The 24,953-nt window shown below is 31.3% G+C and carries 26 protein-coding genes; 13 read left to right on the plus strand and 13 right to left on the minus strand.

All coding sequences use genetic code 11. The annotated features are described in order from the left end of the window. Positions 1–11 precede the first annotated feature (11 nt). Positions 12–188, minus strand: a complete 177-nt coding sequence (locus tag HA146_RS03225) for a hypothetical protein (protein ID WP_209108128.1) — start codon at positions 186–188, stop codon at positions 12–14. 328 nt (positions 189–516) lie between these two features. Here HA146_RS03225 and HA146_RS03230 point away from each other — a divergent pair, with 328 nt between their 5' ends. The 3 genes from HA146_RS03230 (at position 517) to HA146_RS03240 (ending at position 3,347) form a co-directional block, all read left to right on the plus strand. Continuing rightward, positions 517–1,575, plus strand: a complete 1,059-nt coding sequence (locus HA146_RS03230; RefSeq protein ID WP_209108129.1) for a chlorophyll a/b binding light-harvesting protein — start codon at positions 517–519, stop codon at positions 1,573–1,575. An 89-nt stretch (positions 1,576–1,664) separates the two neighbouring features. Beyond that, positions 1,665–3,053 carry a sodium:solute symporter gene (locus HA146_RS03235; RefSeq protein WP_209108130.1) on the plus strand — a complete coding sequence of 463 codons (1,389 nt, stop codon included), beginning with the start codon at positions 1,665–1,667 and terminating at the stop codon, positions 3,051–3,053. 36 nt (positions 3,054–3,089) lie between these two features. Continuing rightward, entirely contained in the window at positions 3,090–3,347 is a 258-nt protein-coding gene (locus HA146_RS03240) for a hypothetical protein (protein ID WP_209108131.1), read from the plus strand. Here the strand turns inward: HA146_RS03240 and HA146_RS03245 are convergent. Further along, complete coding sequence (locus HA146_RS03245) at positions 3,344–4,003, minus strand: glutathione S-transferase (RefSeq protein ID WP_209108132.1); 660 nt, start codon at positions 4,001–4,003, stop codon at positions 3,344–3,346. The genes HA146_RS03240 and HA146_RS03245 overlap by 4 nt on opposite strands. 74 nt (positions 4,004–4,077) lie before the next feature. Between HA146_RS03245 and HA146_RS03250 the strand changes: the two genes are divergently transcribed. Next, positions 4,078–4,620, plus strand: coding sequence for a GIY-YIG nuclease family protein (locus HA146_RS03250; protein ID WP_209108133.1), 543 nt, complete (start codon positions 4,078–4,080; stop codon positions 4,618–4,620). On the opposite strand, the gene HA146_RS03255 is transcribed toward HA146_RS03250, so the two are convergent. Together HA146_RS03255 and crtL are read right to left on the minus strand one after the other, a co-directional pair. Then, entirely contained in the window at positions 4,617–5,324 is a 708-nt protein-coding gene (locus HA146_RS03255; RefSeq protein WP_209108134.1) for an SDR family NAD(P)-dependent oxidoreductase, read from the minus strand. The two genes, HA146_RS03250 and HA146_RS03255, sit on opposite strands and share 4 nt — an antisense overlap. A 7-nt stretch (positions 5,325–5,331) precedes the next feature. Continuing rightward, positions 5,332–6,615, minus strand: coding sequence for a lycopene beta cyclase (gene crtL / locus HA146_RS03260; protein WP_209108135.1), 1,284 nt, complete (start codon positions 6,613–6,615; stop codon positions 5,332–5,334). Between the two features lie 223 nt (positions 6,616–6,838). Between crtL and HA146_RS03265 the strand changes: the two genes are divergently transcribed. Beyond that, entirely contained in the window at positions 6,839–7,840 is a 1,002-nt protein-coding gene (locus HA146_RS03265) for an SDR family NAD(P)-dependent oxidoreductase (RefSeq protein WP_209108136.1), read from the plus strand. On the opposite strand, the gene HA146_RS03270 is transcribed toward HA146_RS03265, so the two are convergent. Beyond that, positions 7,811–8,842: a mechanosensitive ion channel family protein gene (locus HA146_RS03270; protein WP_209108137.1), complete on the minus strand. Its 1,032-nt coding sequence runs from the start codon at positions 8,840–8,842 to the stop codon at positions 7,811–7,813. The two genes, HA146_RS03265 and HA146_RS03270, sit on opposite strands and share 30 nt — an antisense overlap. Before the next feature lie 77 nt (positions 8,843–8,919). Then, the gene (locus HA146_RS03275) at positions 8,920–9,486 is read right to left on the minus strand and encodes a hydrolase (RefSeq protein ID WP_209108138.1); all 567 of its coding nucleotides are present in this window, start codon (positions 9,484–9,486) and stop codon (positions 8,920–8,922) included. Between the two features lie 121 nt (positions 9,487–9,607). Here HA146_RS03275 and HA146_RS03280 point away from each other — a divergent pair, with 121 nt between their 5' ends. Beyond that, positions 9,608–10,060 carry a Fur family transcriptional regulator gene (locus HA146_RS03280; protein WP_209108139.1) on the plus strand — a complete coding sequence of 151 codons (453 nt, stop codon included), beginning with the start codon at positions 9,608–9,610 and terminating at the stop codon, positions 10,058–10,060. A gap of 9 nt (positions 10,061–10,069) precedes the next feature. On the opposite strand, the gene arsS is transcribed toward HA146_RS03280, so the two are convergent. Both arsS and stpA read right to left on the minus strand, forming a co-directional pair. After that, positions 10,070–11,002: an arsenosugar biosynthesis radical SAM (seleno)protein ArsS gene (gene arsS, locus HA146_RS03285; RefSeq protein WP_209108140.1), complete on the minus strand. Its 933-nt coding sequence runs from the start codon at positions 11,000–11,002 to the stop codon at positions 10,070–10,072. Positions 11,003–11,042: 40 nt separating this feature from the next. Beyond that, positions 11,043–12,287, minus strand: coding sequence for a glucosylglycerol 3-phosphatase (gene stpA / locus HA146_RS03290; protein ID WP_245157406.1), 1,245 nt, complete (start codon positions 12,285–12,287; stop codon positions 11,043–11,045). A 131-nt stretch (positions 12,288–12,418) separates the two neighbouring features. Here stpA and HA146_RS03295 point away from each other — a divergent pair, with 131 nt between their 5' ends. The 4 genes from HA146_RS03295 (at position 12,419) to HA146_RS03310 (ending at position 16,984) form a co-directional block, all read left to right on the plus strand. Then, positions 12,419–13,927 (plus strand): hypothetical protein, encoded by a 1,509-nt coding sequence (locus HA146_RS03295; protein ID WP_209108141.1) that lies wholly within the window; start codon positions 12,419–12,421, stop codon positions 13,925–13,927. Positions 13,928–14,020: 93 nt separating this feature from the next. Then, entirely contained in the window at positions 14,021–14,680 is a 660-nt protein-coding gene (locus HA146_RS03300) for a hypothetical protein (protein WP_209108142.1), read from the plus strand. Positions 14,681–14,751: 71 nt separating this feature from the next. After that, the gene (locus tag HA146_RS03305) at positions 14,752–16,080 is read left to right on the plus strand and encodes an O-acetylhomoserine aminocarboxypropyltransferase/cysteine synthase family protein (protein WP_209108143.1); all 1,329 of its coding nucleotides are present in this window, start codon (positions 14,752–14,754) and stop codon (positions 16,078–16,080) included. A gap of 13 nt (positions 16,081–16,093) precedes the next feature. Continuing rightward, the gene (locus HA146_RS03310; RefSeq protein WP_209108144.1) at positions 16,094–16,984 is read left to right on the plus strand and encodes a homoserine O-succinyltransferase; all 891 of its coding nucleotides are present in this window, start codon (positions 16,094–16,096) and stop codon (positions 16,982–16,984) included. A gap of 6 nt (positions 16,985–16,990) precedes the next feature. Here HA146_RS03310 and HA146_RS03315 read toward each other — a convergent pair whose 3' ends face one another. Then, on the minus strand, positions 16,991–18,556 hold the full coding sequence (locus HA146_RS03315; protein ID WP_209108145.1) for a SulP family inorganic anion transporter: 1,566 nt from the start codon (positions 18,554–18,556) through the stop codon (positions 16,991–16,993). A gap of 30 nt (positions 18,557–18,586) precedes the next feature. Then, a complete protein-coding gene (locus tag HA146_RS03320) occupies positions 18,587–19,849 on the minus strand; it encodes an FAD-binding oxidoreductase (protein WP_245157407.1) in 1,263 nt (420 codons plus the stop codon). A 65-nt stretch (positions 19,850–19,914) separates the two neighbouring features. On the opposite strand from HA146_RS03320, the gene HA146_RS03325 reads away from it, so the two are divergent. Continuing rightward, positions 19,915–21,075 carry a sirohydrochlorin chelatase gene (locus HA146_RS03325; RefSeq protein WP_209108147.1) on the plus strand — a complete coding sequence of 387 codons (1,161 nt, stop codon included), beginning with the start codon at positions 19,915–19,917 and terminating at the stop codon, positions 21,073–21,075. 352 nt (positions 21,076–21,427) lie between these two features. Next, complete coding sequence (locus tag HA146_RS03330) at positions 21,428–21,685, plus strand: DUF2811 domain-containing protein (RefSeq protein ID WP_209108148.1); 258 nt, start codon at positions 21,428–21,430, stop codon at positions 21,683–21,685. Here HA146_RS03330 and HA146_RS03335 read toward each other — a convergent pair. Beyond that, a complete protein-coding gene (locus HA146_RS03335; protein ID WP_209108149.1) occupies positions 21,672–23,312 on the minus strand; it encodes a GMC oxidoreductase in 1,641 nt (546 codons plus the stop codon). The two genes, HA146_RS03330 and HA146_RS03335, sit on opposite strands and share 14 nt — an antisense overlap. 108 nt (positions 23,313–23,420) lie before the next feature. On the opposite strand from HA146_RS03335, the gene HA146_RS03340 reads away from it, so the two are divergent. After that, positions 23,421–23,894, plus strand: a complete 474-nt coding sequence (locus tag HA146_RS03340; protein ID WP_209108150.1) for a pentapeptide repeat-containing protein — start codon at positions 23,421–23,423, stop codon at positions 23,892–23,894. Between the two features lie 2 nt (positions 23,895–23,896). On the opposite strand, the gene HA146_RS03345 is transcribed toward HA146_RS03340, so the two are convergent. Together HA146_RS03345 and HA146_RS03350 are read right to left on the minus strand one after the other, a co-directional pair. Continuing rightward, complete coding sequence (locus HA146_RS03345; RefSeq protein WP_209108151.1) at positions 23,897–24,289, minus strand: LEM domain-containing protein; 393 nt, start codon at positions 24,287–24,289, stop codon at positions 23,897–23,899. Between the two features lie 2 nt (positions 24,290–24,291). Next, on the minus strand, positions 24,292–24,789 hold the full coding sequence (locus HA146_RS03350; protein ID WP_209108152.1) for a VHS domain-containing protein: 498 nt from the start codon (positions 24,787–24,789) through the stop codon (positions 24,292–24,294). Positions 24,790–24,953 lie beyond the last annotated feature (164 nt).

Raw genomic sequence — 24,953 nt, forward strand, 5'->3', positions numbered from 1 at the left:
ATATCTAATTCCTATTCAATTAGATTCTCATCTTTACAGTCAATTAGGGTGTTTTGCAAAGTTGGATAAAGATTAATCATTTTTATATATTGTTGTGATTTTCTGTAAGATTTTGCGGCTTTTTTGTAATGAACTTCGGATTTCATTTCTAGTGAAAATTTTCTAGAAGATTTTTGAGAAGTTGCCATGAGATTTATTTTCTTACTTTCTTTTTAATAATTTCTTGAGAAGGAGGCAAGGACTAAGAAGTTTTAATGAAACAAAATAATATTAATGTCAGCAAAAAGAAATTTATCAAAAATATTTAAATTGAGGAATAATTATTTTTTTATTCCATATATCATTTCTGCCAATAACTTTTCATCTTAAATCTACCTTCTTTGCGGTTCGATTTTTCCTAGAAGATTTCTTGTTTAGTTATTGCTAGGATTACTAACCTTTACAATTTTGTTGTGAATCCAACTGTTTGTTGAAATATAAAGTATTCTCAAGACGTTTAAGCTAATCAATTCCTAAATGCAAACCTATGGAAATCCAGATGTCACCTACGGATGGTGGGCTGGTAATTCAGGTGTAACGAATCGCACAGGAAAATTCATTGCTGCGCATATTGCGCATACTGGATTAATCGCTTTCTGGGCTGGTGCTTTCACCCTTTTTGAACTTTCACGATTTGACCCCTCTATCCCTATGGGTCATCAACCTCTTATCGCCCTTCCTCATTTGGCTGCCCTTGGAATAGGGTTTGACGCTAATGGGGTTGTGATGGGAGATACTAAACCTGTAGTAGTAATTGCTATCGTCCACTTGATTTTATCAATGGTTTATGCCGGTGGTGGACTTTTACATTCAGTACTATTGCCAGGAGATTTACAAGAAGCTGATTTAGAAAAAGCAAGAAAATTCAGCCTTAGTTGGGATGATCCAGATAAATTGACATTTATACTTGGGCATCATTTAATTTTCTTTGGTGTTGCTTGTATTTGGTTCGTAGAATGGGCCAAATGGCATGGGATATATGACCCTGCTATTGGTGCAGTTAGACAAGTTGAATATGATTTGAATTTGTCACATATATGGAATCATCAGGTTGATTTCTTGACTATCGATAGTCTTGAAGATGTTTTAGGTGGTCATGCTTTCTTAGCCTTTGTTGAAATTACTGGTGGTGCTTTCCATATTGCTACAAAGCAAGTTGGAGAATACACCAAATTCAAAGGTAAAGGACTTCTTTCCGCTGAGGCTGTACTTTCATGGTCTCTAGCAGGTATTGGTTGGATGGCAATTATTGCTGCTTTCTGGAGTGCTACTAATACAACAGTTTATCCAACTGAATTCTTTGGTGAGCCACTGCAATTGAAATTTAGTATTTCTCCTTACTGGGTAGATACTGGCGATCTTCCTGCTGGTGAGTACACAAACAGAGCATGGTTGGCAAATGTTCACTACTATTTTGGATTCTTCTTTATCCAAGGTCATCTATGGCATGCTCTAAGAGCACTAGGTTTTGACTTTAAGAGAGTTACAAATGCAATAGGTAACATTGATAATGCTACTGTTACTTTAAAAGACTAAATCTAATTAATATTTAGTTTTAAAGGCCTCATTTTATGAGGCCTTTTTTATTTGAAAAAATTTGGTTATTAATTTAGATTTATATTAATATGTTTTTGAAGTCTTTGAATATTTATTATCTACAGAATAAGGATATTTTTTCAAATTCTTTATTAATAAGTTTTTTTGGATTTTTAATTATATTTTTCTTCTTGATTTTTGGGAAGAGATTAAAACTTGCTGTTCAACTTGAGAGATTTGGATTGCCAATAGCTGTTATATCTGGGGTTTTAGGTATATTTATAGGTCCATTTGGGGCGATACACTTTTTACCAAAAGAAACTATCAATGTTTGGAGTAATTTTCCTACTCCTCTTTTATCATTGGTCTTCGCAACTTTAATGATGGGAAGACCCATTCCAAATATAAATGGTTTAGTTAAACCAATCTTTAATCAGTTTTTGCTTGCTCTTTCTCTAGGTTTCGGACAATTTTTTGTTGGCGGTCTAGTTGTTAAATATTTCTTGCCTCCATCTATGGATACTAATCCTCTAATGGGCTGTTTGATCGAGGTTGGTTTTCAAGGGGGGCATGGAGCTGCATCTATCATCGGTGAGAGTTTTAATAGACTAGGTTTTCCAAATGGTTTAGATCTCGGTCTGGCTATGGCAACAATGGGTCTTTTATCATCTTCATTATTGGGAAGTATATTTATTTTTCTTGGGAGAAATTTAGGCCTTTCAGATACTGAGGAAATTTCTGATAAAAAAGATAATCTAAAGGCAAACAGTAAAATAAGAATTTTTGCTGATTTAAGAATCTTGATAATCAATCTTGGATTCTCTGGGCTGGCAATTTCTTTTGGAGTGTTGTTACTTAATTTTTTAAGATATATCTCAAGTTTTTTTGGTGAATTTTCGAAAGAAATTATCTTTTCACTCCCAGTATTCCCTTTTATTCTTATAGGCTCACTCCTAATTAGATATATTTTAGAAAAATCCAACAATACAGAATTTATTTCAAATATTTTGCAAAGGGAGATTGGGATTTTATCTACAGATCTATTGATTTTTACAGCTATGGCAAGCTTAGATATTGCTGTTGTTTTTGAAAATTGGCTAATAATTTTAGTTTTTACTATTTTTGGTTTATTTTGGAATTTAATTTGTATTGCTTATTTTGCATACTTTATATTTGACGATTACTGGTTTGAAAAAAGTTTGATTGAGTTTGGTAACTCTACAGGTGTAGTTGCTTCTGGATTACTTCTTTTAAGGCTTGCAGATCCCAAAAATATTTCTAGGACTCTACCAATTTTTACATCAAAACAGCTATTCGCACAGTTAATTCTTTCAGGGGGATTATTTACGGTTTTGGCACCATTAATGATTTCTAAAATTGGAATAGATTACTGGACAGAAATTTGTGCTGTAATTACATTTGCAATTCTTCTTATGGCATTAATTTTTAATAAAGGGGAAATGCAAAAATTTGAATAATAACTCTAGAATGGTTTTATATTTAATTTTATTTTAATGTCATTTACTCCCTACGATATTCCACCTCAAGAAAATAAAGGGAAGTGGTTTAGGAGTCATTTACTTGGCAGGGAAATCGAAATTGGCGAATTGTATAGTCTTGGATCAAATGATTTGGATTTGCTTATGGCGGAGACCGCAGAAATTAGAAGTGACCTTGATTTTAAGGAAAAGAATATTGGTAAATTTAGGACTGCGGGATATTTTTTGGAGTTAGCAAAGATAATAGAGAAAAGGAAGTTGTTAGAAAGCTAATTAGAAGGAAAATAATTCCTTCTAGAATTAGGTTCCCATAATTCGTATTTATACATTAAGGATTTAAATTTTCTATTCTTTTCAAAAGAATCTAACCAGTCTTTTATTGGTGGGTCCAAATAATTTGTTCTTTTTTGACTTTCACAGGCGATTTTAAATTGTCTTACAAAAGGCCAAACAGACCAGTCAGCGATTGTTGGGGTATCTCCAAATAAATATTTATTATCTACGAGACCTGAATTCCATCTCTTAATAAATTTAATGGCTTTTGTGAAATGCAATTCTTCATTATTATTCTGATATCTTGTGGAATATTTAAATCGATCCAAATGATATTTGAATTCGTTATCATTTTCGTTAATTATTTCAAAAATATCTTCCTTCTTATTATCAGGAATATAGATATTTTTAATGTTTTCCTTTTTTGAATTTGAGAGTGCCCATAGTATGATTTCAAGACTTTCTTCAATAACTTTACTATTTTTTGTTATTAAAATTGGAACCGTTTTTGTCTTAGATTTATTTAGAAAATCAAGAGGTTTATTTTTTAAATCAATTTCTCTTATCTCTACTTTGATGTCACAAATTAATAGGGCCCATCTAACACGAATTGCGTATGGACATCTTCGAAATGAATATAAAATATCGTTTTTCATTTTGTAAAAACTTTTAATTTCCTCGATTCTTTGAGTATTATCTAAATAGGATTAGATTTTATTTTACAACGCAAATGCCGGGATATGTTTACCTTATAAGAGTTGGAGATCTTTATAGAATTGGGAAAACTGATAATCTTGAGAAGAAAATTAAGCAATTAAAACCAGATGAATTATTAACTTCAATTATGACAAAGGAGCCAGAAACACTCGAAGCAAGGCTTCTAAGAAAATATAAATCTCAAAGAATTCCTGAAACTGGTTATTTAAAACTTTCTAAAAGACAAATTAGAGAATGCAAAAAACAATTTGAATTAAAGGGAAGCTTACCTCACACTTTAGATGCTGAAGTTTCCATTACTTTATTTGCATCCTTTTTATTGTTTTCATTAAGTTCCTTGATTTTAAATTATTTGAATTTTGGATTCTTAAAAGCTATCTCTTATTCTTTCGGAGCGGCATCTCTACCAATGGTTGTATTATTTTTGACAGGTAGTTTTGGGGGATATTTTTCTGAAGATTTATCTCTTTTTTCGTTGTTAACTAATCGAATAAAAGGTCTTTTTATAGCAATTGCAATGCTCTCAATCGCTTACTTGATTTTCAATTTAGGTTAAATTTCATAATTACAATTTAATGCAATTTCAAATGGAACTGATGCTGTAGGTAGCTTCAGAATAGTTGAGCATATCTCAGCAATATCTTCAGGTTGTGTCATGCTTGATTTGTCTAGTGAAGAGATATTTTGGGCCATTTTTGTATTAACCCAGCTTGGGCAAATTGCTGAAACCCTTATATTTTTATCCCAACCTTTATTTTTCATCGTTTGGCATAATCCCATCAAAGCAAACTTTGAAGAAGAATAAGCGGCTAAATCGCCTTTAGATCTTTTCCCACTCATTGAAACTAAAACAATAATTCTTCCTCTGCCTGAGGTACATAAATGATCCCAAGAAAGCCTACATAAATTCCAAATTGCCAAAAAATTGATATTTAATGTATTTAAAATATCTTCTTCATCACCATCTTTGTATAAGAAAGGAACTTTCGATAATACTCCAGAACAATTTATTAATGAATCAAATCCTCCAAATTCATCTACGGTATTTTTTATCCAATTTTCGGCTGTAATTTTTTTTAATGCATCATAGTGGTTGACTATAATTCTCCCTTCGGGCCATTTATTTGGATCAATAGCACTTCCTTTTAATGATTCTAAATCTCTTATGCCAATACTAATTCTATTGCCTTCTTTTAATTCTTTATGTGCAATATTTAGTCCAATACCTCTACTGGCTCCACTTATTAGTATGGTTCTCATTTTTGAACTATATATTTGGAAATATTATCCTAAGTAACATTTTAAATTCTCTACCATGCATAACCATAAGACCTTTCTTTACACTCCATGGAGCCTTTATAAACATTACGCACATCGCATATACAATCTCTCTTAAGGAAAGAGTATCAGTTAGAAAACCATACCATTGGTTTTTAGGTAATTGGAAAAAACTGCCAAAAAATTCTCTCAATATTTTCTCGTCAAACCTCATGAGTTTTTCTAATCCAAATTGGTAAAGTGATTTCTTCCTAATTAATTCTTTTGACCATAAAGTTTCCCAACCTTTTCTAGCAATATGATAGGTACTTAGATTTTTATTTTTAATTGCTTCTGAGACTGCCTTGGCGACAAGTGGGGCTCTTCTTAAAACATTACCAATTAAATATCCAGATGCAGGATGTACCATTGAAGCAGCACCACCATATCCGAGTATTTGTTGTTTGAAATCTGGGATTGGCATATTCATAGGGAGAAATAAGCCTAGCTCTTCATGTTGCATGCTTGTGATTGATATATTTCTATAAGAAAGTCTCTTCTCTAGTCTCTCTTTTAAATTTTCCATTGTTAGAGGATTTACTAAACCAAGAGATGTCTCTTCAAGAAAATATTTCCCATCCCCCATATCCATGGCATAAAGAAAAGTGGGCGGTTCTTTTTTTTGCTCATCGTTAAGATGGTCATTTCTATAGTCCATTAATACAAACTGCCCTTTCTTCAGTGGAGGTTTACTAAAATTACCTACTATCCCATAACAAGTTTGGACTGCTAAGGGACCACACGATTTTAATTTAAGAAAAATAGGATCATATCCTGTTGCATCTACTACTAATCTTGCAGAGTAAGTATTGCCATCTTTTGTAGTTACTGTACTTTTGTATTTTTCAAAATGTATTTTGTTTGCAAAGCCTTGATGCCATTTAATAAGAGCCTTATCGCATTCATTAAACCAATAATTGTGGAGTTTCTTTTTATCAAATAGTCCATAATCTATTGAATGTTCCGTGGCTTTATTCTCGTCGTCCTGCTCTTCTAAAGCGCCGTGCCCAAAAAAACTTACAGTATTCTTCCATCTATATTCAAGTAAATCCTGAAGCCCGAGTTGATCAACTTCTTCCCCCCAAATGCCATAGGTGTTTGGCCAAGGTTCATCTGGTCCATTTGGAGAAAGCACTTCAACATCTAATTCTTCCTTCCCTAAAGCTGAGGCAATTGCCATACCTGCAGGCCCCGCACCCAAAACAAGAACATCTGGCATGTTTTCTTCTGACATTAAATATAAATCTTATGATTAAAGAAATTTATGCAACAAGTTATTAATTCTGCACTTAGGATTATATATTTCATCCAATACTTATAATGAGAGTAGATTAATAATAATCAAATTACTCAATTACTAGTGACTAAGTTTTCAGTGTTTTAACAATAATTTATAAGATTACAAAATAAAAAATACTTAAAAATTTTTTATTATAAAAAAATACATAGCAAGTTAAATGATTAAAAATAAAAATATTTTAATTACTGGAGGTAATTCAGGCATAGGGCTTTTTGCCATTATTAATTTACTAAAGAAGAAAAATAATTTATATGTTGTAATAAAATCTGAATTAAGAAAGAATGAATTTCTCAAAACAATTGAGAAATATTTTGATAAAAATTACCTCAGTAAATATTTAAATATTATTGAGAATTGCGATCTTTCAAATCTAGAGAATATTAAAAAAATTAAGGATTACTTTATTAGTAAAAAGATCATTTTAGATGTTTTTGTTTTAAATGCAGGATTGCAATATACGGGTTCTTTTTACCCTAAAGTATCAAAACAAGGGATAGAACTAACTTTTGCAGTTAATCATCTTGCACATTTTTACTTAGTAAATATCTTAAAAGATTTAGTTAGAGATAAAGAAGAATCTAGAATCATTATTACATCATCAGATGTACACGATCCCAAAAGTTCAGGAGGAAATATAGGAAAGAAAGCAGGGCTTAATAATCTAGTTGATTTTAGAAAAAAAGTTACGGGTCAATTTTTAAATTTTAATGCTGATGAATCTTATAAAAATAGTAAGTTATGTAATATTTTGTTTGCTAAAGAACTTGCAAAAAAATTAAAAATATCCTCTAGTAAAATTTCTGTAATTACTTGGGCTCCCGGTCTCGTAATACCAAATGATGATTCAGGTTTTTTTAGATATAGTAAACGTTTTAATTTCTTTGGATATTTAATTTTTTCTAAAGTTGCACAAAATATTTTAGGAATTTCTGAAAGTGTAGAAAATGCTGGAAAGATTCTTTCTCAGATTGTCCTTGATTCCAATTTAAATAATGTTGGTTTCATATATTTAAGTAATAAACTTATAGGTAGAAAAAAACATAAATTAGTTGAAAGTAATGTTAGTGATGAAGCTAATAGCGATGAGTTGGCTTCAAAACTTTGGATTTTAAGTGAAGAGATTTGCCGATCATTTGGCTTTGTTACTCTCAATATTTAAGGTTTGGGTTGGGAATGCAAAATCTATATTATTGGCTGCAAATTCCTCAATAATTTTTAAATTTATAGTTTGTTGAGCTTCCATCGCAGCAAGATAATTATTTGTGGGTATGTAATAAACAAGTTCAAAATTAAGACTGAAGTCGCCAAAATCCGTGAAATGACATCTATCAAAAGATGCATCTTTTGTCTCTTCGATTATTTTTTTAATTATTATTGGAATCAATTTCATAAGTTCTGGAGAGGTTTCATAAACAACTCCCAATTTATGCACTAACCTCCTTTTTTTCATTTGTGCGTAATTTGAAATTATCCCATTTGTTAGAGCGCTGTTGCTCATTACTATTACTTCTCCATTAATACTTCTTATCCTTGAGGATCTTACCCCCACCCTCTCAACCATTCCTAAGACTCCATCAGATTTAATAAACTCACCTTTTTGAAAAGGTTTATCAAGCAAAATTGTTATATATTCAAAAAACTCCTGAACTGGATCTTTCAAAGCTAATCCTGCTCCAATACCACCTGCACTTAGTAAAGCCCAAATAGCAGTCATTTGAACACCTATATTTTGTAAGAAAAATATTGACCCAATAGTCCATGTTAATGCCTTTATCAAAGGAGTTAGTGAAGATATCATTGAACTAATTGAGGAATCATTAATTTTCGATGTCGATTCTGTTAAAGATCTTATTAAAACTTTGTTGAGTGCTTTTATGATGATTATTAATATAAATAATTTCAGAATATTCAATAAGACAGAGATAAAAGTTATTTCATCAGCAAAAAAATAGTCAATTGAAAAATAAAATGAGAGGAGGAAACCTATAGGTTTAATAATTCCTGAGATTACCTCAAAAATAAAATCATCGAAATTTGTTTTTGTCCTTTTGGAGATTTTTTTAAAAAATATTTTTGAAAGTTTAGAAATTATTATCGACAATAAAATTCCAATAAAAAAAATAGATATTGCCAGAAGGAAGTTTTCAGTAACTAATTTCATATTCAGATAAACTCTAAAAATAGATCTCTAATAAAATTTTAAATTATCTCTATAAAACAAACCAGTCTTAATTTTCTTCAACTCATTATTATATTTCTAATTTCTTTAAATTCTTTTCTATCCGCAGTTTTGCATAATTCAAAAATTATTGATTCAGTAGTTGTTAAGATCGCCCCCTCTTTGGTCATTCTCTGTAATGCTATTTCATGATCTACCCTATTTCGACTGCCCATGGAATCTGATATAAGAAAAACTTCAAATCCTTTTTTTAAATAATCTAAGACTGTTTGTTGAATACAAATATGGGTTTCGATACCACAAACTATTAAATTAGTAACTTTCTTATTTTTAAGTTCTTTTGCGCATTCTTCTATTTTAGCTAGGCTAAATTCCATTTTTTCAATTTTTCTAAATCCAGCTTTGGGTAATAATTCAGGTATAGTCCCCCCCAATTTGAGCGGGTTCTGTTCAGATACAAATATGTTTTCTTCTAAAATTTGGTAGGCATTCAATAGCTTCTTGACATTTTTGATTATTAAATCCTTATTGAAAATTGGTCTTATTATCTTTTCCTGAACATCAATAATTAGCAAAGCGTTTACTGTCGGGGATAGTTTATTGGAAGAGATTTCATGATCCTTCATTATTTCTATATCAAAGATACATTTAACATAATATTTTGAAGAACTTTAGTAAATATTTTAAATCAAAAAGTTGTTTTACTCTCATCTAGAGTTATTATTGAGAATAGCCATGGGTTAAGTCTTGCCATTATCCTCTCAGTTCAATGTCATTACATCCCCTCTTGGTGATGGTTTACATAAAGATGGGAAGAGGCTAACTCCTCAGAGACTAAAGGTTCTTAATTTATTTGAAAATATTGGTTCTGGAAAGCATCTTAGTGCTGAAGAGGTTCATGAAAAGTTAGTTAAATCAAGTTCCAAAGTTTCACTCGCAACAATTTATAGAACTTTAAGGCTTTTAGTACAAATGGGTTTACTTCATGAATTAGAACTAAGTGAGGGTGGACACAGATATGAATTGATTAGTAACGACACACCTGACCATCATCATTTGATTTGTATTAGGTGTGGAAGAACAGAAGAATTCGAAAATGACGAAGTTTTAGAAGCAGGAAAAGTTGCAGCAAAAGTTAATGGATTTAAACTAATTGAATCATCTTTAAATGTAAGAGCTATATGTCCTAATTGCATTTAGCAGATTTTATTAACTTAAAGTCCCTCCGCAACTTGATCCTGCTCCTGCAGTGCACGCAAAACAATGTTCTTTTACCGCGACATTGTAGTCAAAAGTAAATGATTCATCCAATAAATCATAAAGTGTCTTTGGTCCTTTATTTTCGCGGAAATTTATCTGTTGGTTAAAGTCACAATCATAAATTTCTCCTAGCCAATTTACACTAATAGTCTTTTTGCACATAAGATTTTCTAAATTCTTTTCATTAAAATTTTCTTTTAGTAATTTGTAATAAGTATTTAGTTTCCCTTCTCTTCTTAGAGATTCTTCATATCTATTTATTGGCATATTAGTTATTGTGTATAAACTATTAAAAAAAATATTATATTTTTCGAATAGTATTTTTTTATAATCCTTTTCCAATGTTTCTTGAGAAGGAGGAAGAATTGGGTTTACAGGATTGTAAACAAGATTTAGTCGCAATCCATTTTCTTTCTTTCCATAGCCTAGATCATTAAGAATTTTTATAGCATTAATACTTTTTTCAAAAACCCCAATACCTCTTTGAAACTCAACATTATCTTTTTCGTAACATGGCAGCGAAGCAGTAACTATTACTTTATTCTTTGCAAGAAATTGAGGAAGATCTTCATAACCTTCTTCAAAGAAAATTGTTAAATTGCATCTATCAATAATATCAACTTGTTTTGTTCTTAAACTAGTTATTAGGTTTTTAAATTCTGGGTGAAGTTCTGGCGCGCCACCTGTTATATCTAAAGTCTTGATTTTGTACTTATCAATTATTTTTGGAATAAGAGATATTATTTCATTGGACATCTTTTCAGTTCTTAAAGGACTTGAATTGACATGACAATGCTTACAAGCCTGATTACATTTATAACCTATATTAATTTGCAATGTTTCTATAGGTTCTTTATATATTGAGGGGAATTCTTCTTTCATAAATCTATTATTTATAAATTGTCATTCGAAACTTAAAAAGTCAACTATTTTTTTTTAATTTTGATCTCTTATTAGCAAGTTCAATAAACCAACTTATATATTCTTTGGGACCATTTTGAAAAACCATATCAAACTTTAAATTGTCATAAGAATCACTGATCCCTCTCAAACCAGTTTTTTTTGTAGAAGGTCTTTCAACTTCACCAGAACTACTATCTACAAAAATTATTTTATTATTAATACCAAATTCATTACCTAATATTTGTATAAACTCTAAAAAAGATCTATCACTTCCTCCTCTTAAATAACTCATCTCACCATTATTTTTTTTTGATGTTACTGTGTCACCAACTCCTACAATCAATGGCATATCTTCTATTTGAATAGTTCTTTTGCATAAATTAATTTTTTCCGGAATAGAATTTGGAGAGTCTCTAAAATTAAAATTACTTCCAAAAGGAGATTTACCAGTTTTATCCGCAATAAATTTATTTAAAAGAAATAAAACTCCAGAATCTTTAACTGCTCCTTTAATAAGTAATTGTATGTCTGTTGATCCAATATCATCTTTAGAAGAAAGTTTAATTGTTTCCGTACCATTTTTATTTCCTAAATTTGGTGAAATATGAAGGAAAAATGAGTTTTTGAGGCCTTCGGATTCAGCTTTGAAGATGATTTCATTCATCATTTTTTCAAAACTAGTTTGAATAAGCTTTCTTTTATCAGAATCATTGTGAACTAAATCAAATAGACTATTAAAATTAATCGTTGGCGAAAAGCGTGTTTCGCATATTGATTTTACTGCGTGAAAATTGATATCTTCTTGGCTAAGTTCAGGAAAAATATTCTTAACTATAAAATTAAATTCTGGTCTTATTAAACTAGGTACTTTAGATAAAAAATTCAGTTCCTCTTTTGACACTCCTTCAAAACTTATTTTACCATTATTTTCTTGATACTCTACTCCACAGGCTGCTAAACCTCTTAAGTATAGTTCTTTGTTTTTAGGCTCAGTAGTGCTCCTTAAACTCCTTTCTATTATTCTGTTAACCCCTCTTGGACCTTCATGTTCCCCGCAAGTTAATACAAAGAATTCTTCAGCAAATTCTTTTACTGCATAGATATATTTTGATTCTAACTCTCTAGTCATTGGATCTTTAACTAAAGGAATACAAACTCCGTCAATGTCTTGAATAATCAAGATATTTTTAGAAGAAATTAATTGTTTTTGTACTTTTAAATTACTTGCCATATATTCCTTATTTTTATTTAATTTAATTTTCATTTTTCATAGAAATTATAAATTAAAAAATTCAATATTTACAATAAATAATTTGCTATGGTCAAGAATTGCTTTAATGTAGAAAAATGTTGGTACGGATTAGAAATTAAAAAATTTATCAAGAAATTCCAAAAATGAAGAATAATTTTATAGAAAACATAAATGATGAGAAATATTTTTATTCATTGATTGAAGATATAGAGAACAGCAAAGTTGGATTCTACAGTGTTGGTTTATATCCTGCATCATTAGCATATAACTGTGCCATGCATGGAAAGTCAAATAATATTCTTTTAGCTCCTAGAGAAGATAGAGATTTATTAGGCGCTTTCTCAAATGATGTTCTTTCTGATATGGATAATGAGACTATAGAAAAGATTAAGAGAATGGGACATTATTCTTCAGAGGGAATAAGAAAGTCTTTTGATCTAAAAGATCTTCTATTGGAATGTGAGATAGTTATTCTTGCTTCAAACAGTAATCACATACAAGATGATGTAAAAAATGCTTTAGAACTCAGAAAAACTTTAAAAAGAGAAAATGTGGTCCTTGGCTGTCTTGTGGGTTCTTTTTGCATTGATAATAAAAATAAAACCCCTTTTATTCTCTGTAATAAATATCCAAATTTAGCTTTTTTTACAGGATTTCATCGTCACGGAGATTTACGAAATCCTAATGATAGTTTCACTGCAAATTTCTGCCATCCTGATTCCCTAACTGCTTTAATAGGAGCTCGCATTTTAAATCAATTGTCGCCAAAAATTCAAGTTTCTCCTGGAGTTCATAATATTGAATGTCAATATATAAAATCAATAAAAAATATCTCATCTATATTTGCAGGTTTTGTAAATAACTTTCATTCCGATAAGCCAGGAATGCTCCCTACCATTAATACGATTTTGTTAACTCAATGTTTGGATCAAGCCGCATCAGTATCATTACAAGTTAGAAAAGAAAATAAATTAGACAATAAATATCTTTCATTAAAAGAACTTGGTTATGGTGAAGAAATAATTAGTGCAAATGAAATAATTAATGATAAATTTTGTGAAAAAGGAGATTATACTTTTTCTCAATTAAATGCGGTTAAGGCTGACGTCTTAGGGAGTATGACTCTACCAATTGAAGGAAAACCAACAAGGAATTTTCAGGCAGGACAAGTTTTATCAGATATGCTTTTGCAACTCAAAAGATGTCCAAAAGATGTCTCAGAATTTATAAATTGGTGTAATAAATACTCTCTCAGTCAAGGAGGTTTAGAAGGTCTAAAATCCTTGAAATTTTGGCCAGACATTTATAAACAATTCAAAATCAAAAATAATAATTGTTCAATGATTAATCTGATTTATTTATGCTTTAATGCTAATTCAGAAGAAAAAAAAGAAATTTATAAGGTTTTAATTAGTTCAGAAGAAATTACTAATTTTTGCCAAGAATCCGTGAAATCTGAATTATCTTTAGAACTAAACGAAAAATTAAAAGGAGATTATCTTTTTAATGATATTGAAATCCTTTATAAGAAATTGTTTATTGACAAAGAGGAAAAAGATCTTAAAAAAAATGATTATAGTAATCAAATTCCTAAAAAGAATCCAACTTATATTAATGTATTGAAAATTATTAATAATTATTTTAAAAATTGATTATTTATTTAATTTGCTAAAAAGCTAAGTTCTTCATTTATTTACTAATCTTGATCGCGGGGGTAGAATTATTAAGGTTTTAAAAGGTATTTTTTGAAAAAGGAATTATCACATCGTTCTCATGAACTTAAAGCTCTTGGATGGAATCAAGAAGACTTAACAAGATACGAAGATTTATGGGACTACAGTCAAAGATGGGGATTAATAAATTTAGAAAGAGAAGACAGACAGTTTTTGAAGAAAGCAGAAAAGTTGCTACCAAAGATCCAAAATAAAAAGATATCCGTAAAAAAAACTATTGAAGAAAAATCATATTATTTATGGTTAAATTTTTACCTCGGTGAAATTAACTTTTTTAGTAATTCTAATCTTCCAAAAAATAAACATGGTGTTTGGACACTCTTAATTGAAGAGGAAATAAAACTTCTTAAGGAATTGCAACCAGTTATGAGTCTTCCAGATACTTTAAAAGCCAAGAATATATTCGAAATTAGAAAAGAACTCATAAATAAAGCTTTTAGCGAATTTGACGCTAAAAACAATGATAAGGGTTTCAATTTTGATGAGGCTCTAAACAACTCTGAAAAAGATGTTGGTAAGAATTGGAAATCAATTACTGAAAAAGATCCTGAGGCTAATAAAACTTTTCCAATAATTGATTCTGCCAATATTGATAAACTCAGATCTGCGATAAAAGAGGATTTGAGTTTATATATGAAAGATAATTACCCTTCATTAAAAAAGGATTTATAAATATTTATCTTTTTTTTGTTTTTTTTTTGGACTTTTTTAAGTTAAATAGATAATAGGATTATTTAAAAATTTTGAGCAACCAAAAGTTCGAGACTCTTCAGTTACATGCAGGCCAAGTACCTGATCCAACTACAAATTCCAGAGCAGTACCTATTTATCAAACTAGCTCTTATGTCTTTGATAATGCAGAGCATGGAGCGAATCTTTTTGGATTAAAAGAATTTGGAAATATTTATACTCGACTTATGAACCCCACCACAGATGTCTTCGAAAAAAGGATGGCAGCTTTGGAAGGAGGTATGGCAGCACTTGCAACATCCTCAGGTCAAGCTGCTCAATTCTTGGCAATCGTGAACTGTATGACAGCAGGAGACAATTTTGTCTCTACATCTTTTCTTTATGGTGGGACCTACAATCAATTTAAAGTACAATTTCCAAGATTAGGAATAGAAGTTAAATTTGCTGATGGTGATAGTGTCGATAGTTTTAGAAATAAAATTGATGATAAAACCAAAGCAATATATGTCGAATCAATGGGAAATCCTCGGTTCAACATTCCAGATTTTGAAGGTCTCTCTGCTTTGGCTAAGGAAAATGGAATTCCTTTAATAGTGGATAATACCCTTGGTGCTGGTGGTGCTTTAATAAGACCAATTGATTTTGGAGCCGATGTCGTTGTTGAAAGTGCAACGAAATGGATCGGTGGACATGGAACTAGTATCGGAGGGGTTATCGTTGATGCTGGGACCTTTGATTGGGGAAATGGTAAATTTCCTCTAATGAGTGAGCCAAGCGCTGCTTATCATGGGCTCGTTCATTGGGACGCTTTTGGTTTCGGTAGTGATATCTGCAAATCTTTGGGAGTGCCTGACAATAGAAATATAGCTTTTGCGTTAAGAGCAAGACTTGAATGCCTAAGAGACTGGGGATCAGCTCAAAGCCCTTTTAATTCTTTCTTGTTATTGCAGGGTTTGGAAACTTTAAGTTTAAGGATAGAAAGACAAACTTCTAATGCTCTTGAATTAGCAAAATGGTTAGATTCTAATTCTTATGTAAGTAGTGTTAATTATCCTGGCCTAGAATCTGATCCATATTACTCAAGTGCCAAAAAATATACTACTGGAAGGGGAATGGGTTGCATGCTTATGTTCTCTCTAAATGGAGGTTATGAAAATGCAGTGAAATTCATTGATTCCTTAAAATTAGCGAGTCACCTTGCTAATGTAGGTGATTCAAAAACTTTAGTAATTCATCCAGCTTCAACAACTCACCAGCAATTATCTGAAGAAGAACAATTATCTGCAGGAGTTACTCCAACAATGGTAAGAGTTTCTGTAGGAATTGAGCATATTGATGATATAAAAGCAGATTTCGAACAAGCACTTTCACAAATCACATAGTAAAGGAGATTTATTGGCTTTAATAATTCCTAGCAACTATCACAAGATAAGTGATGTTGAGAAAAATCATATATCTTGGATCGAACCAGAATTGGCAAAAAGACAGGATATACGTCCACTTAGGATTGGTATTTTGAATATCATGCCTCTTGGAAAGCAGTATGAATTTAACTTATTACATCCACTTGGTTTATCTCCACTTCAAATAGAGCCAGTTTGGATAAAGTTGAAAACTCACTCTTATAAAACCTGGGATCTTAATCATCTAAATAATCTATACAAAACATGGGAAGAAGCAAATAACCCAGAACCGTTAGATGGAATCATTATTACCGGAGCACCTATTGAGCACCTACCCTTTGAGGATGTTAAGTATTGGGATGAATTTGTGGAAATTGTAAATGAAGCCAGAAATTCTTGTGCGAGTACTCTTGGGTTATGTTGGGCTGGTTTTGCTCTGGCTTATTTAGCAGGTGTTGATAAGAAAGTTTTTGAAAGGAAATTATTTGGGGTATTCCCTTTAAAAAGTCTTGTCCCTGGTCATCCTTTGATGGGAACACAAGATGATGAATTTATTTGTCCTCAAAGTAGATTTGCAGGATTGCCAGATTTGGAGATGGAGAAGGCTCAAAAAAAAGGGAAATTGAATTTATTGGCTTATGGAGAAAACGTCGGATATACAATATTTGAATCGTATGATCAAAAACAACTTATGCATTTAGGTCATCCTGAATATACGGTGCATAGAATTATTAGTGAAATTGAAAGAGACAAAGAAAAGGGAGATGTTCCTCCGCCTGAAAATTTTGATCTAAATAGTTCAAAAACCGCTTGGAGATCTCATAGGAATTTGCTTTTTCAGCAATGGCTTTGGTTTTGTTATCAACAAGTTAGTCTTAATTAACTTTTTTTAATGAGCGCTTTCCATACCTCCTAGTCTCTCAAATAAGTTAAGACTTTCTTTATTTAATCCTAAAATTTCAACTTTAGAACCACCATTCTGGAATTTTCTAATAATTTGCTCTAGAGCTACAACACCACTTTGATCCCAAATATGAGCTAAAGACATATCAATTACAATATTTTCTGGATGTTCATGAATATCAAATCCTTGTAAAAAATAAATTTTACTTACAAAAAATAATTGTCCTTTTACTTTGTAGGTAATTAAATTATTTTCTTTTGCTCTTGAGACAGTTATAACTTTTGCGACTTTTCTGCTGAAAAGAATTGCAGCTAATGCAACTCCCGCAATAACTCCAAGTGCAAGATTATGAGGTTTCGTAAGCATAGTAACTGCGAAAGTCATAAGCATGACAGCAGTATCACTTTTAGGTATCTTTCTAATATTTTTTAATCCATTTATGTCTGCTGTACTTATTGCGATCGTTATCATAATTGCTACCAAAGCAGCCATTGGTATGGCTCCAATCCAAGACTTTAAGAGGATTATCATAATTAGGAGAGATATACCTGACGAGAGGGTTGATAATCTAGATTTACCACCATTCTCCGTATTCATTACAGATTGCCCAACTAAGGCACAACCTGCCATTCCACCAAATAAAGATGCCACAATATTTGCTATCCCCTGTCCTCTTGCTTCTTTATTTTTATTAGAACTTGTATCAGTTACATCGTCTAAAATGTCTTGTGTTAGAAATGTTTCCATTAAACCTACAAGTGATATTGCAAGTGAGGTGGGTAAAATTATCCCTAATGTTTCAAGACTAAAAGGTACTTTCCCATTTTCTATTGATCCAAAAGGTAAAGAAATACTTGGTAATCCATCCGGTAATTTGCCCAAATCGCTAACTGTTGGGACATCTGGATAGAAGAATATGCTTATCAGAGTAATTACTACTATCGCAATAAGTTGAGATGGGACTACTTTTGTGATTTTTGGAAGCCCATAAATAATTACTAATCCTAGGATTACAAGAGCCCAAACTATTGGAATTTGGGAGTTAACTGGATATTGATTTAGAGTTTGTTCAACTAATCCCTTTGATTCTTTAATACCTATTCCTAACTGGGGTAGTTGTGCTTGAAATATTAAAAGTGCTAATGCATTTACAAATCCACTTAATACTCCTGTTGGAACGAATCGCATTTGGTAGGCAAGTCTTAAATATCCCCAAAGTATTTGAAAAATCCCGGTTAATATTCCAGCGGCAATAAGATATGGGACTCCTAATCCAGGAGCTTGTGATTCTCCATAAGCAACAAGTCCAGTCATCAAAAGAGCTGTTGAACCTGTCGCTGAGGTGATCATCCCTCTTCTTCCTCCCACAATCGCAATTGTTATAGATAAGCAAAATGCACCAAAAAGGCCAACTTTAGGATCGACACCAGCTATACCTGAAAAAGCAATTGCTTCTGGGATCATCGCAAAAGCAACAACTAAGCCAGAGAGAATATTTGACTTTGGATCATCTAACCAATTTTTAGATAAATATCTTGAGAAATTTGACATTGTAAGTTTCTTTATACTTATGAAGTTACCTTATAAAGGAGGCAGAATACCTTGCGGGTCAAAAATATTCTTTAAAGTTTTTAATTCATTCATTCTATTTCCAAAAGCTAATATAAGTTCATCCTCATGAGAATTTAAATGATTATGCAGTTGGGCCAAGTGAACATTTGGATAAAAACTTTTTAGGTTACTCCACGATTTATAAATCCAGTCCAAAGCGACTTCCCTTTCTTGAAGATCATTTTTTCCCCATGATGCATATATCCATGGTTTCCAAGTGCTTTTTCTATGAACAAAAAAGCTTGAGCCATGATTTAACTTTTTTGTTTTACAACCTAATTGTTGAGAAGCAACATAACAGGAATTATTAGGTTTATCGTCCATTATTTCATTCAAACATTTTATAAAACTTGGTATATTATTTTTTAAATCTTCTCCAAGAAGACTAATTACCTCAGAATGGTTATTTGCATTCAGCTCATATAAATTCAATTCCTTTGGAAAGAAATTTATTTTGTTAAAGTTCTCATAAAAATTTGTTTCCAGAGCAGAAAATTTGTCTAGAAGCATTAAGGATTCTTTTGTTCTTTTATCCTCTAAATTATTTTTGAGTTCAGCAAAAACATATATGTAAATTTTTTGGGAATAAATCCATTGAGTACTAATATTTTCTGGAAATTCCTCTGATAGTTGTATTATTTCTGAAAGTTCATTTAGATTTACAAATCCTTCAATAACCTTAATTGGATTAGATTGGATAGTCTTAAGTTCTATTTCGGTAATGATTGATAAGAATGGTGCTGCGCCTTTAATTGCTTCCCAAATTAATTGTTTTTCAGGATTTATTTGATTTTTCTTTAAAGAGATAAATGTGCCATTACCCAAAAAACCTTTTATTGATTCAATATTATCAATGGCTAATCCGTAGGCTCTACTAAGTGGGCTTACTCCACCAGTAAGTATATAGCCTGCTCCAGGAAGTTTAGAAAGTCCGATAGGAAAACTTCGATTATGTTTTTGTAAATGATTTAATAGATCCCCCATTATTACTCCACCTCCAATTGTTACTAAATTGCTTTCTCTATCTAAGTGAATTTTGCTGTAATTTTTTCTTAGATCAAGAGTTGTAAAACCATTTTTAGCACAGCTAGAGGTTGTACCTCCACTACATACGCAAAGGTGCTCGAATTTTTCTTTAGAATAATTATCTGCCTTAAATAAGGAATCATCAACTTCATAAATTAATTCCTTTAACTTTGCGTCCTTTGAGTTAATATTTGGAATTTCAAGCATGTTATTATTTTTCCCCACTACTGAATATTGTTCTTTAGTATTATGTTATAAGTAATAACTTAATATTGGATAATTTAGATTCGAAGTTAAATAATCAAATAGCGATTCTTATCTGTGGACACGGGAGTAGAAATAAATTAGCCATTACTGAATTTCAAGAATTAACTAAACTCATCCAAAAAAGATATCCAAACATTCTTGTTGAATATGGTTTTTTGGAATTTGCCAAACCTTCTCTTGTTGATGCTCTAGACAATTTAAGAGATCATTCTATAAAAAAAATAATTGCAATACCCGCAATGCTTTTTGCTGCTGGCCATGTAAAAAATGATATACCTAGCTTGCTTATGAATTATTCAAGTAAAACAGGTATTGAAATAATTTATGGAAGAGAATTAGGTATTAATAATTTAATGATTAGTGCAGCTTGTGAAAGAGTAAAAGATGTATTTAAACAAAATAATACTCTCAAACCTGAAGAATCATTATTAGTTGTTGTTGGTAGAGGCTCTTCTGACCCGGATGCGAATTCTAATGTTTCAAAAATTACGAGAATGATCGTAGAGGGTATTGGTTTAGGGTGGGGGGAAACAGTTTTTTCGGGAGTAACTTTCCCTCTTGTTGAACCTGGGTTGAAAAATGTTGTGAGACTTGGTTATAACAATATAATTATTTTCCCTTATTTCCTTTTCTCAGGAGTACTTGTTACACGAATCAAAAGGCAAAGTGACTTAGTTTCGATTGATAATCCACATATTTCATTTATACATGCCAAGTATCTTTCATCACAGTCTTATGTTGTCGATACTTTTGTAGAAAGGATTGAAGAGATTCTTAATAACGAGGGTAAGAATTTTATGAATTGCTCCACGTGTAAATATAGATCAAATTTATTTGGCTTTGAAAAAGAAGTTGGATTGGTACAAGAAAGTCATCATGATCATGTAGAAGGTTTGGGTATAAGTTGCGATTTATGTGATCCTGAATGTAATGGTGCTTGTGAAATACAAAGTCAAATCTCAACACATAATCATGAACAATCAAAATTAGTAGAAGATGATTATCAGGAAATTGAACATGAGGAAGTTCATCAACATGATCACAATCATCCTCATCATCACCATCACGATAGTATTTATCCAAATTCGAAACACCCTTTGGGACCTGTCACGCTTCGCTCGCCTAAAGAAGATCAAATCTTAAGAAAATCCATTGAAAATAGCTGAATCACCTGTCTCTTTCTTGATTAAGTCTCAATAGACTCGGTATATATAAGTATTGCTAATGTAATTTTAAGGAATTATTTATCGCCGTTTTTTCCACAAATTATTAAAAGTTTTCCACGTCCAAATCCACACTGAATTAGAAATCCCAACATGTTTCCCAAAAAACAGGACTTCATCATTATTGTTGACTTTTCTTTAAAGTTTTATCAATTTATCGATATAAAAAGAAATTTTTCCTGCATTTAGTCTATAGCTTGAGTCTCAATTGATAATTGAAAAAGTTTGTTTGCAAATTTTTTTTGACTTTTTTAAAAAAAAACATAATTATGGTTATCTAGAAAAACATAAAATTATGGATCAAATCAGTCAATCAAAATTAACAGATAAGAAACTCGGCGAGTACTCTTCAAATAAAGTCTCTTTAGAAACAGAGCTTTCAGAAACTCTTTATAACACTATGAAAGATTTCGTATTAAGTAACCCAACGTGGGATCAATATAAGCTTATAAACTCAGCATTAGCTACTTTTCTTGTTCAAAACGGATGTAACGATAACTCCGTCTCAGAGATTTATTTAAATCAATTATTCACACCTTCTAAGTCATTTTAATATTTAGACAGGCTCTTCTACTCAAAGCCATCATTGTAAGTGTCGGGCTCTGCCAAGATGATGTTGGCCAGCATGCTCCATCTAGTACAAGTACATTCTTACATCTCCATAATCTATTAAATTTATCCACTACGCTATTTTCTTCATTATTCCCCATTGGTGCGCCTCCTACTTCATGAATGTAATATCCGGGAGGAGGAGGACTATCTGAAAGAGCGATCAAATTTTTTGTAAAGAAACTCCCTAATGGGATATTCATTAGTTCATCAAAATTTTTTATTTCTCCATTTGCAGCTTCTATTGATTTTCTTATTGTGTTTTCCATATGTTTTGCCATATTTAACTCATTCTCGCTCCATTCGAAATCAATGTAGGGAATTGGTATCCCCCATTCATCTGTTTTTCTTGAGAGAGAAACTGAGTTTCTCTCTCTGGGAAGGACCTCACCATGCGCGATAAGAAAGCCTATGGATGTGTTTGGGTCTTTTTGCAAAAATTTAGGTATACCTAATCTATCAATTGCCCCCCATATGCCATAACCTCTATGGAAATTTATGTCGTCAATTTTTGGTAAATTTGCACCAAATGGAATAAAGAAGCTGCCTGCTCCAGAAAGATCGGGAGGATTATTTAATGGTTTTTCTGAGCTTTTTATTTTTGGGACTGAAAAAAATCTACAGATAGATATATGGTCCATGAGGTATTTACCTAATTTCCCAGAATCATCTTTAAACCCAGAGGAATTTGATTTATATTCTGAGTTCAGTAGTATTCTCAGTGTTGAAATTGTTGATGCGCAAAGAAGAATTAAATCACAATTTAATACTTCTTTGCATCCATTTTCTAAGTTTACGATCGTTAGTTTTGATGCAAGCTCTGTTAACTTGTTAATTTCAAAAGACTCTACTAAGTGATTAGAGATTATTTGCACATTCCCAGTATCTAAAGCTTTTTTAAAAGTGCTTCCTAAACTAGAGGACTTAGGCCATTTTTTATCTTTTACTGCTGAATTACAGTCAAATCCTCTTGATTGGATAAATGGATAGTTTAATTTTGATTTAACTTTGCTGCCAAAAGTTTTTTCGTTTTCTGTAAGAGGTATTTCTCCATTATATTTACCGTTTGGGACTTCCTTAATATCATCTTCTCGTCCATAGACTCCACAGAAACTTTCAATGAAATCATAGTGAGGGGATAATTCCTTGTATGAAATAGGCCAGTTTGGTCCGAAGCCGTCTTTTTTCGCTGGATGAAAATCTTCTGAGGAAAGTCTTAATGTTATACCTCCCCAAGTAAGTGATCTCCCCCCATATTGCTTACCTTGAGTCCAAAGGAAGGGCTTTTTTTTGGGGTAGTCATAAGGATGCTTTAATTCATTTGAATATAAATCAGGATTATTCTTCCAATAACCAGGATGTTGGCATTGATTGGCATGTTTTCTTGTTAGAACTCCTGACAATCTTTTTAATGTACTTTTTGGCTCATAATTGCTTGCCTCAAGCCTTTTAATTTTTGGTCCAGCTTCTATTACTAAAACTTTTATCCCCTGTTCTGCCAATGTAAGTGCTGCTATTCCTCCTGTAGCTCCAGAACCAACAACAATTGCATCATAAGGATTTATATCCAAAATCTAGTTTGTGATTTGTTATTTCAATAAATATAGCATTCAGTAAATAATTAATTTTTAGATTTCAGCTTAAGAAGTTAGAATTTTATCGAAATACTTTTCAAACAAATGAGACTCATAATTTTAACTTTTTTAATAATTGTTTTAACCTTACCTTCTAGAAGTTTCGCTGCATTGGATTATGGTAAACAATCCTTAATAGGAGCTGATTTTTCTGGATCTGATTTAAAAGGAGCAACTTTTTATTTGACTGATTTACAAGATGCAAATTTATCAGGTTGTGAACTCCAAAATGCGACTCTTTATGGAGCAAAATTGAAAGATACGAATTTAAGCAACTCCAATTTAAGAGAAGTAACTTTAGACTCAGCTGTCTTAGATGGAACAGACTTATCAAATACTAACTTGGAGGATTCTTTCGCATATAGTACACAGTTTGAAAATGTAAAAATCCAAGGCGCAGACTTCACAAATGTTTTTTTGCCAAAAGATATTGTTAGGAAATTTTGTGAAAGTGCCTCTGGTACAAATCCATTCACAAATAGAGATACCAGAGAAACTTTAGAGTGCGATTACATTTGAATTTATGCACATATAAGTTCTTTTTTAATCTTTCTTTGTTTATAGAGTGATCTTCCAACAGGCCATCCTAAAGTAGATAAATGTCTCATTAAAGAATTTGAGTATTTGAAATAAAGATTGTCTGAAAATTTGATGCCAAGTTCTTTTAAAGTGGTTATTAACAAAATTAGCTCTTTCTTTTTACCTTTTTTCCTATCCAATAAAATTAATCCCTCACTTGATAAATTTTTTTCTAGGTCCCTATTATTTTCGGCAAAACCAAATTTAAGTGAATTATATTTATCAGAATAAATTGTATAAATTATTCCATCTTTGAATTTATCTTTAGAAGTTCCTACATTAAAACTTGATGATATTAATGTTTTGTATCCTTTTATAATTTTTCTGTTATTCATAATTATTTGGTTTCATTCTGAGCTATTTCGTATTTCTCCAATAGATTGTTTACTTCTGCTAGTGCAATCCTCTTTTGACAGGCGGAGTCATATCTATTGACTGCTACTGAAGGTATTGAACCTTTGCTTTTCATTTCCCTTATTCCAGTTTCTAAGCACTGAAAAGCAACACTCGATAGATCACGACCCTCTGCTGCGGCCCAAACCTTTAAAAGATAAGTAAGATTTGATGGTACTGAGATTTGTAATTTGTTTGAATTTGAAGTATTTAAAGCAATATCATCGAGACTAATTTCTTTCGAGGAAATAGTTTCTTTAACCTTTTTCTTCAGAATTTTGACTTGGCTTATAGCGTCCTCTTTATTCTTGATTTTTTGTTCTATTTCAAATAATTCTTCTTCAGAATTAATTAAAGCTTCTAAAGCCCATTTAGCATCATCTTTCGCAATGGCGGTTCTATCAAGCCATTCATCTCTTATTTTTGACCAATTACTAGGCATAAGCTTTATGCGATAATTCTATAATAAATAAATCTAAATAGATTGTCTATAGATTCTAATAAGATTTAATATAGATTATATAATGTTTAAAAATTTATTTTTAGGGTCTCTCGTATTATAAATAATGTTTTTTAGCAATTAAGCTGTAGAATCTATCAATTATG

Origin of the sequence: Prochlorococcus marinus CUG1416 (genome assembly GCF_017695965.1) — a bacterium.
GTDB lineage: Bacteria > Cyanobacteriota > Cyanobacteriia > PCC-6307 > Cyanobiaceae > Prochlorococcus_A.

Excerpts from the sequence above, each read along its gene's own strand:
- HA146_RS03250 (WP_209108133.1), top strand. The coding sequence starts at position 4,078 with ATGCCGGGATATGTTTACCTTATAAGAGTTGGAGATCTTTATAGAATT.
- HA146_RS03350 (WP_209108152.1), bottom strand. The coding sequence starts at position 24,789 with ATGCCTAGTAATTGGTCAAAAATAAGAGATGAATGGCTTGATAGAACC.
- HA146_RS03225 (WP_209108128.1), bottom strand. The coding sequence starts at position 188 with ATGGCAACTTCTCAAAAATCTTCTAGAAAATTTTCACTAGAAATGAAA.
- HA146_RS03295 (WP_209108141.1), top strand. The coding sequence starts at position 12,419 with ATGAAGAATAATTTTATAGAAAACATAAATGATGAGAAATATTTTTAT.
- stpA (WP_245157406.1), bottom strand. The coding sequence starts at position 12,287 with ATGAAAATTAAATTAAATAAAAATAAGGAATATATGGCAAGTAATTTA.
- HA146_RS03275 (WP_209108138.1), bottom strand. The coding sequence starts at position 9,486 with ATGAAGGATCATGAAATCTCTTCCAATAAACTATCCCCGACAGTAAAC.
- HA146_RS03235 (WP_209108130.1), top strand. The coding sequence starts at position 1,665 with ATGTTTTTGAAGTCTTTGAATATTTATTATCTACAGAATAAGGATATT.
- HA146_RS03255 (WP_209108134.1), bottom strand. The coding sequence starts at position 5,324 with ATGAGAACCATACTAATAAGTGGAGCCAGTAGAGGTATTGGACTAAAT.
- crtL (WP_209108135.1), bottom strand. The coding sequence starts at position 6,615 with ATGTCAGAAGAAAACATGCCAGATGTTCTTGTTTTGGGTGCGGGGCCT.
- HA146_RS03240 (WP_209108131.1), top strand. The coding sequence starts at position 3,090 with ATGTCATTTACTCCCTACGATATTCCACCTCAAGAAAATAAAGGGAAG.
- HA146_RS03340 (WP_209108150.1), top strand. The coding sequence starts at position 23,421 with ATGAGACTCATAATTTTAACTTTTTTAATAATTGTTTTAACCTTACCT.
- HA146_RS03230 (WP_209108129.1), top strand. The coding sequence starts at position 517 with ATGCAAACCTATGGAAATCCAGATGTCACCTACGGATGGTGGGCTGGT.
- HA146_RS03320 (WP_245157407.1), bottom strand. The coding sequence starts at position 19,849 with ATGCTTGAAATTCCAAATATTAACTCAAAGGACGCAAAGTTAAAGGAA.
- arsS (WP_209108140.1), bottom strand. The coding sequence starts at position 11,002 with ATGAAAGAAGAATTCCCCTCAATATATAAAGAACCTATAGAAACATTG.
- HA146_RS03265 (WP_209108136.1), top strand. The coding sequence starts at position 6,839 with ATGATTAAAAATAAAAATATTTTAATTACTGGAGGTAATTCAGGCATA.
- HA146_RS03270 (WP_209108137.1), bottom strand. The coding sequence starts at position 8,842 with ATGAAATTAGTTACTGAAAACTTCCTTCTGGCAATATCTATTTTTTTT.
- HA146_RS03345 (WP_209108151.1), bottom strand. The coding sequence starts at position 24,289 with ATGAATAACAGAAAAATTATAAAAGGATACAAAACATTAATATCATCA.
- HA146_RS03315 (WP_209108145.1), bottom strand. The coding sequence starts at position 18,556 with ATGTCAAATTTCTCAAGATATTTATCTAAAAATTGGTTAGATGATCCA.
- HA146_RS03330 (WP_209108148.1), top strand. The coding sequence starts at position 21,428 with ATGGATCAAATCAGTCAATCAAAATTAACAGATAAGAAACTCGGCGAG.
- HA146_RS03245 (WP_209108132.1), bottom strand. The coding sequence starts at position 4,003 with ATGAAAAACGATATTTTATATTCATTTCGAAGATGTCCATACGCAATT.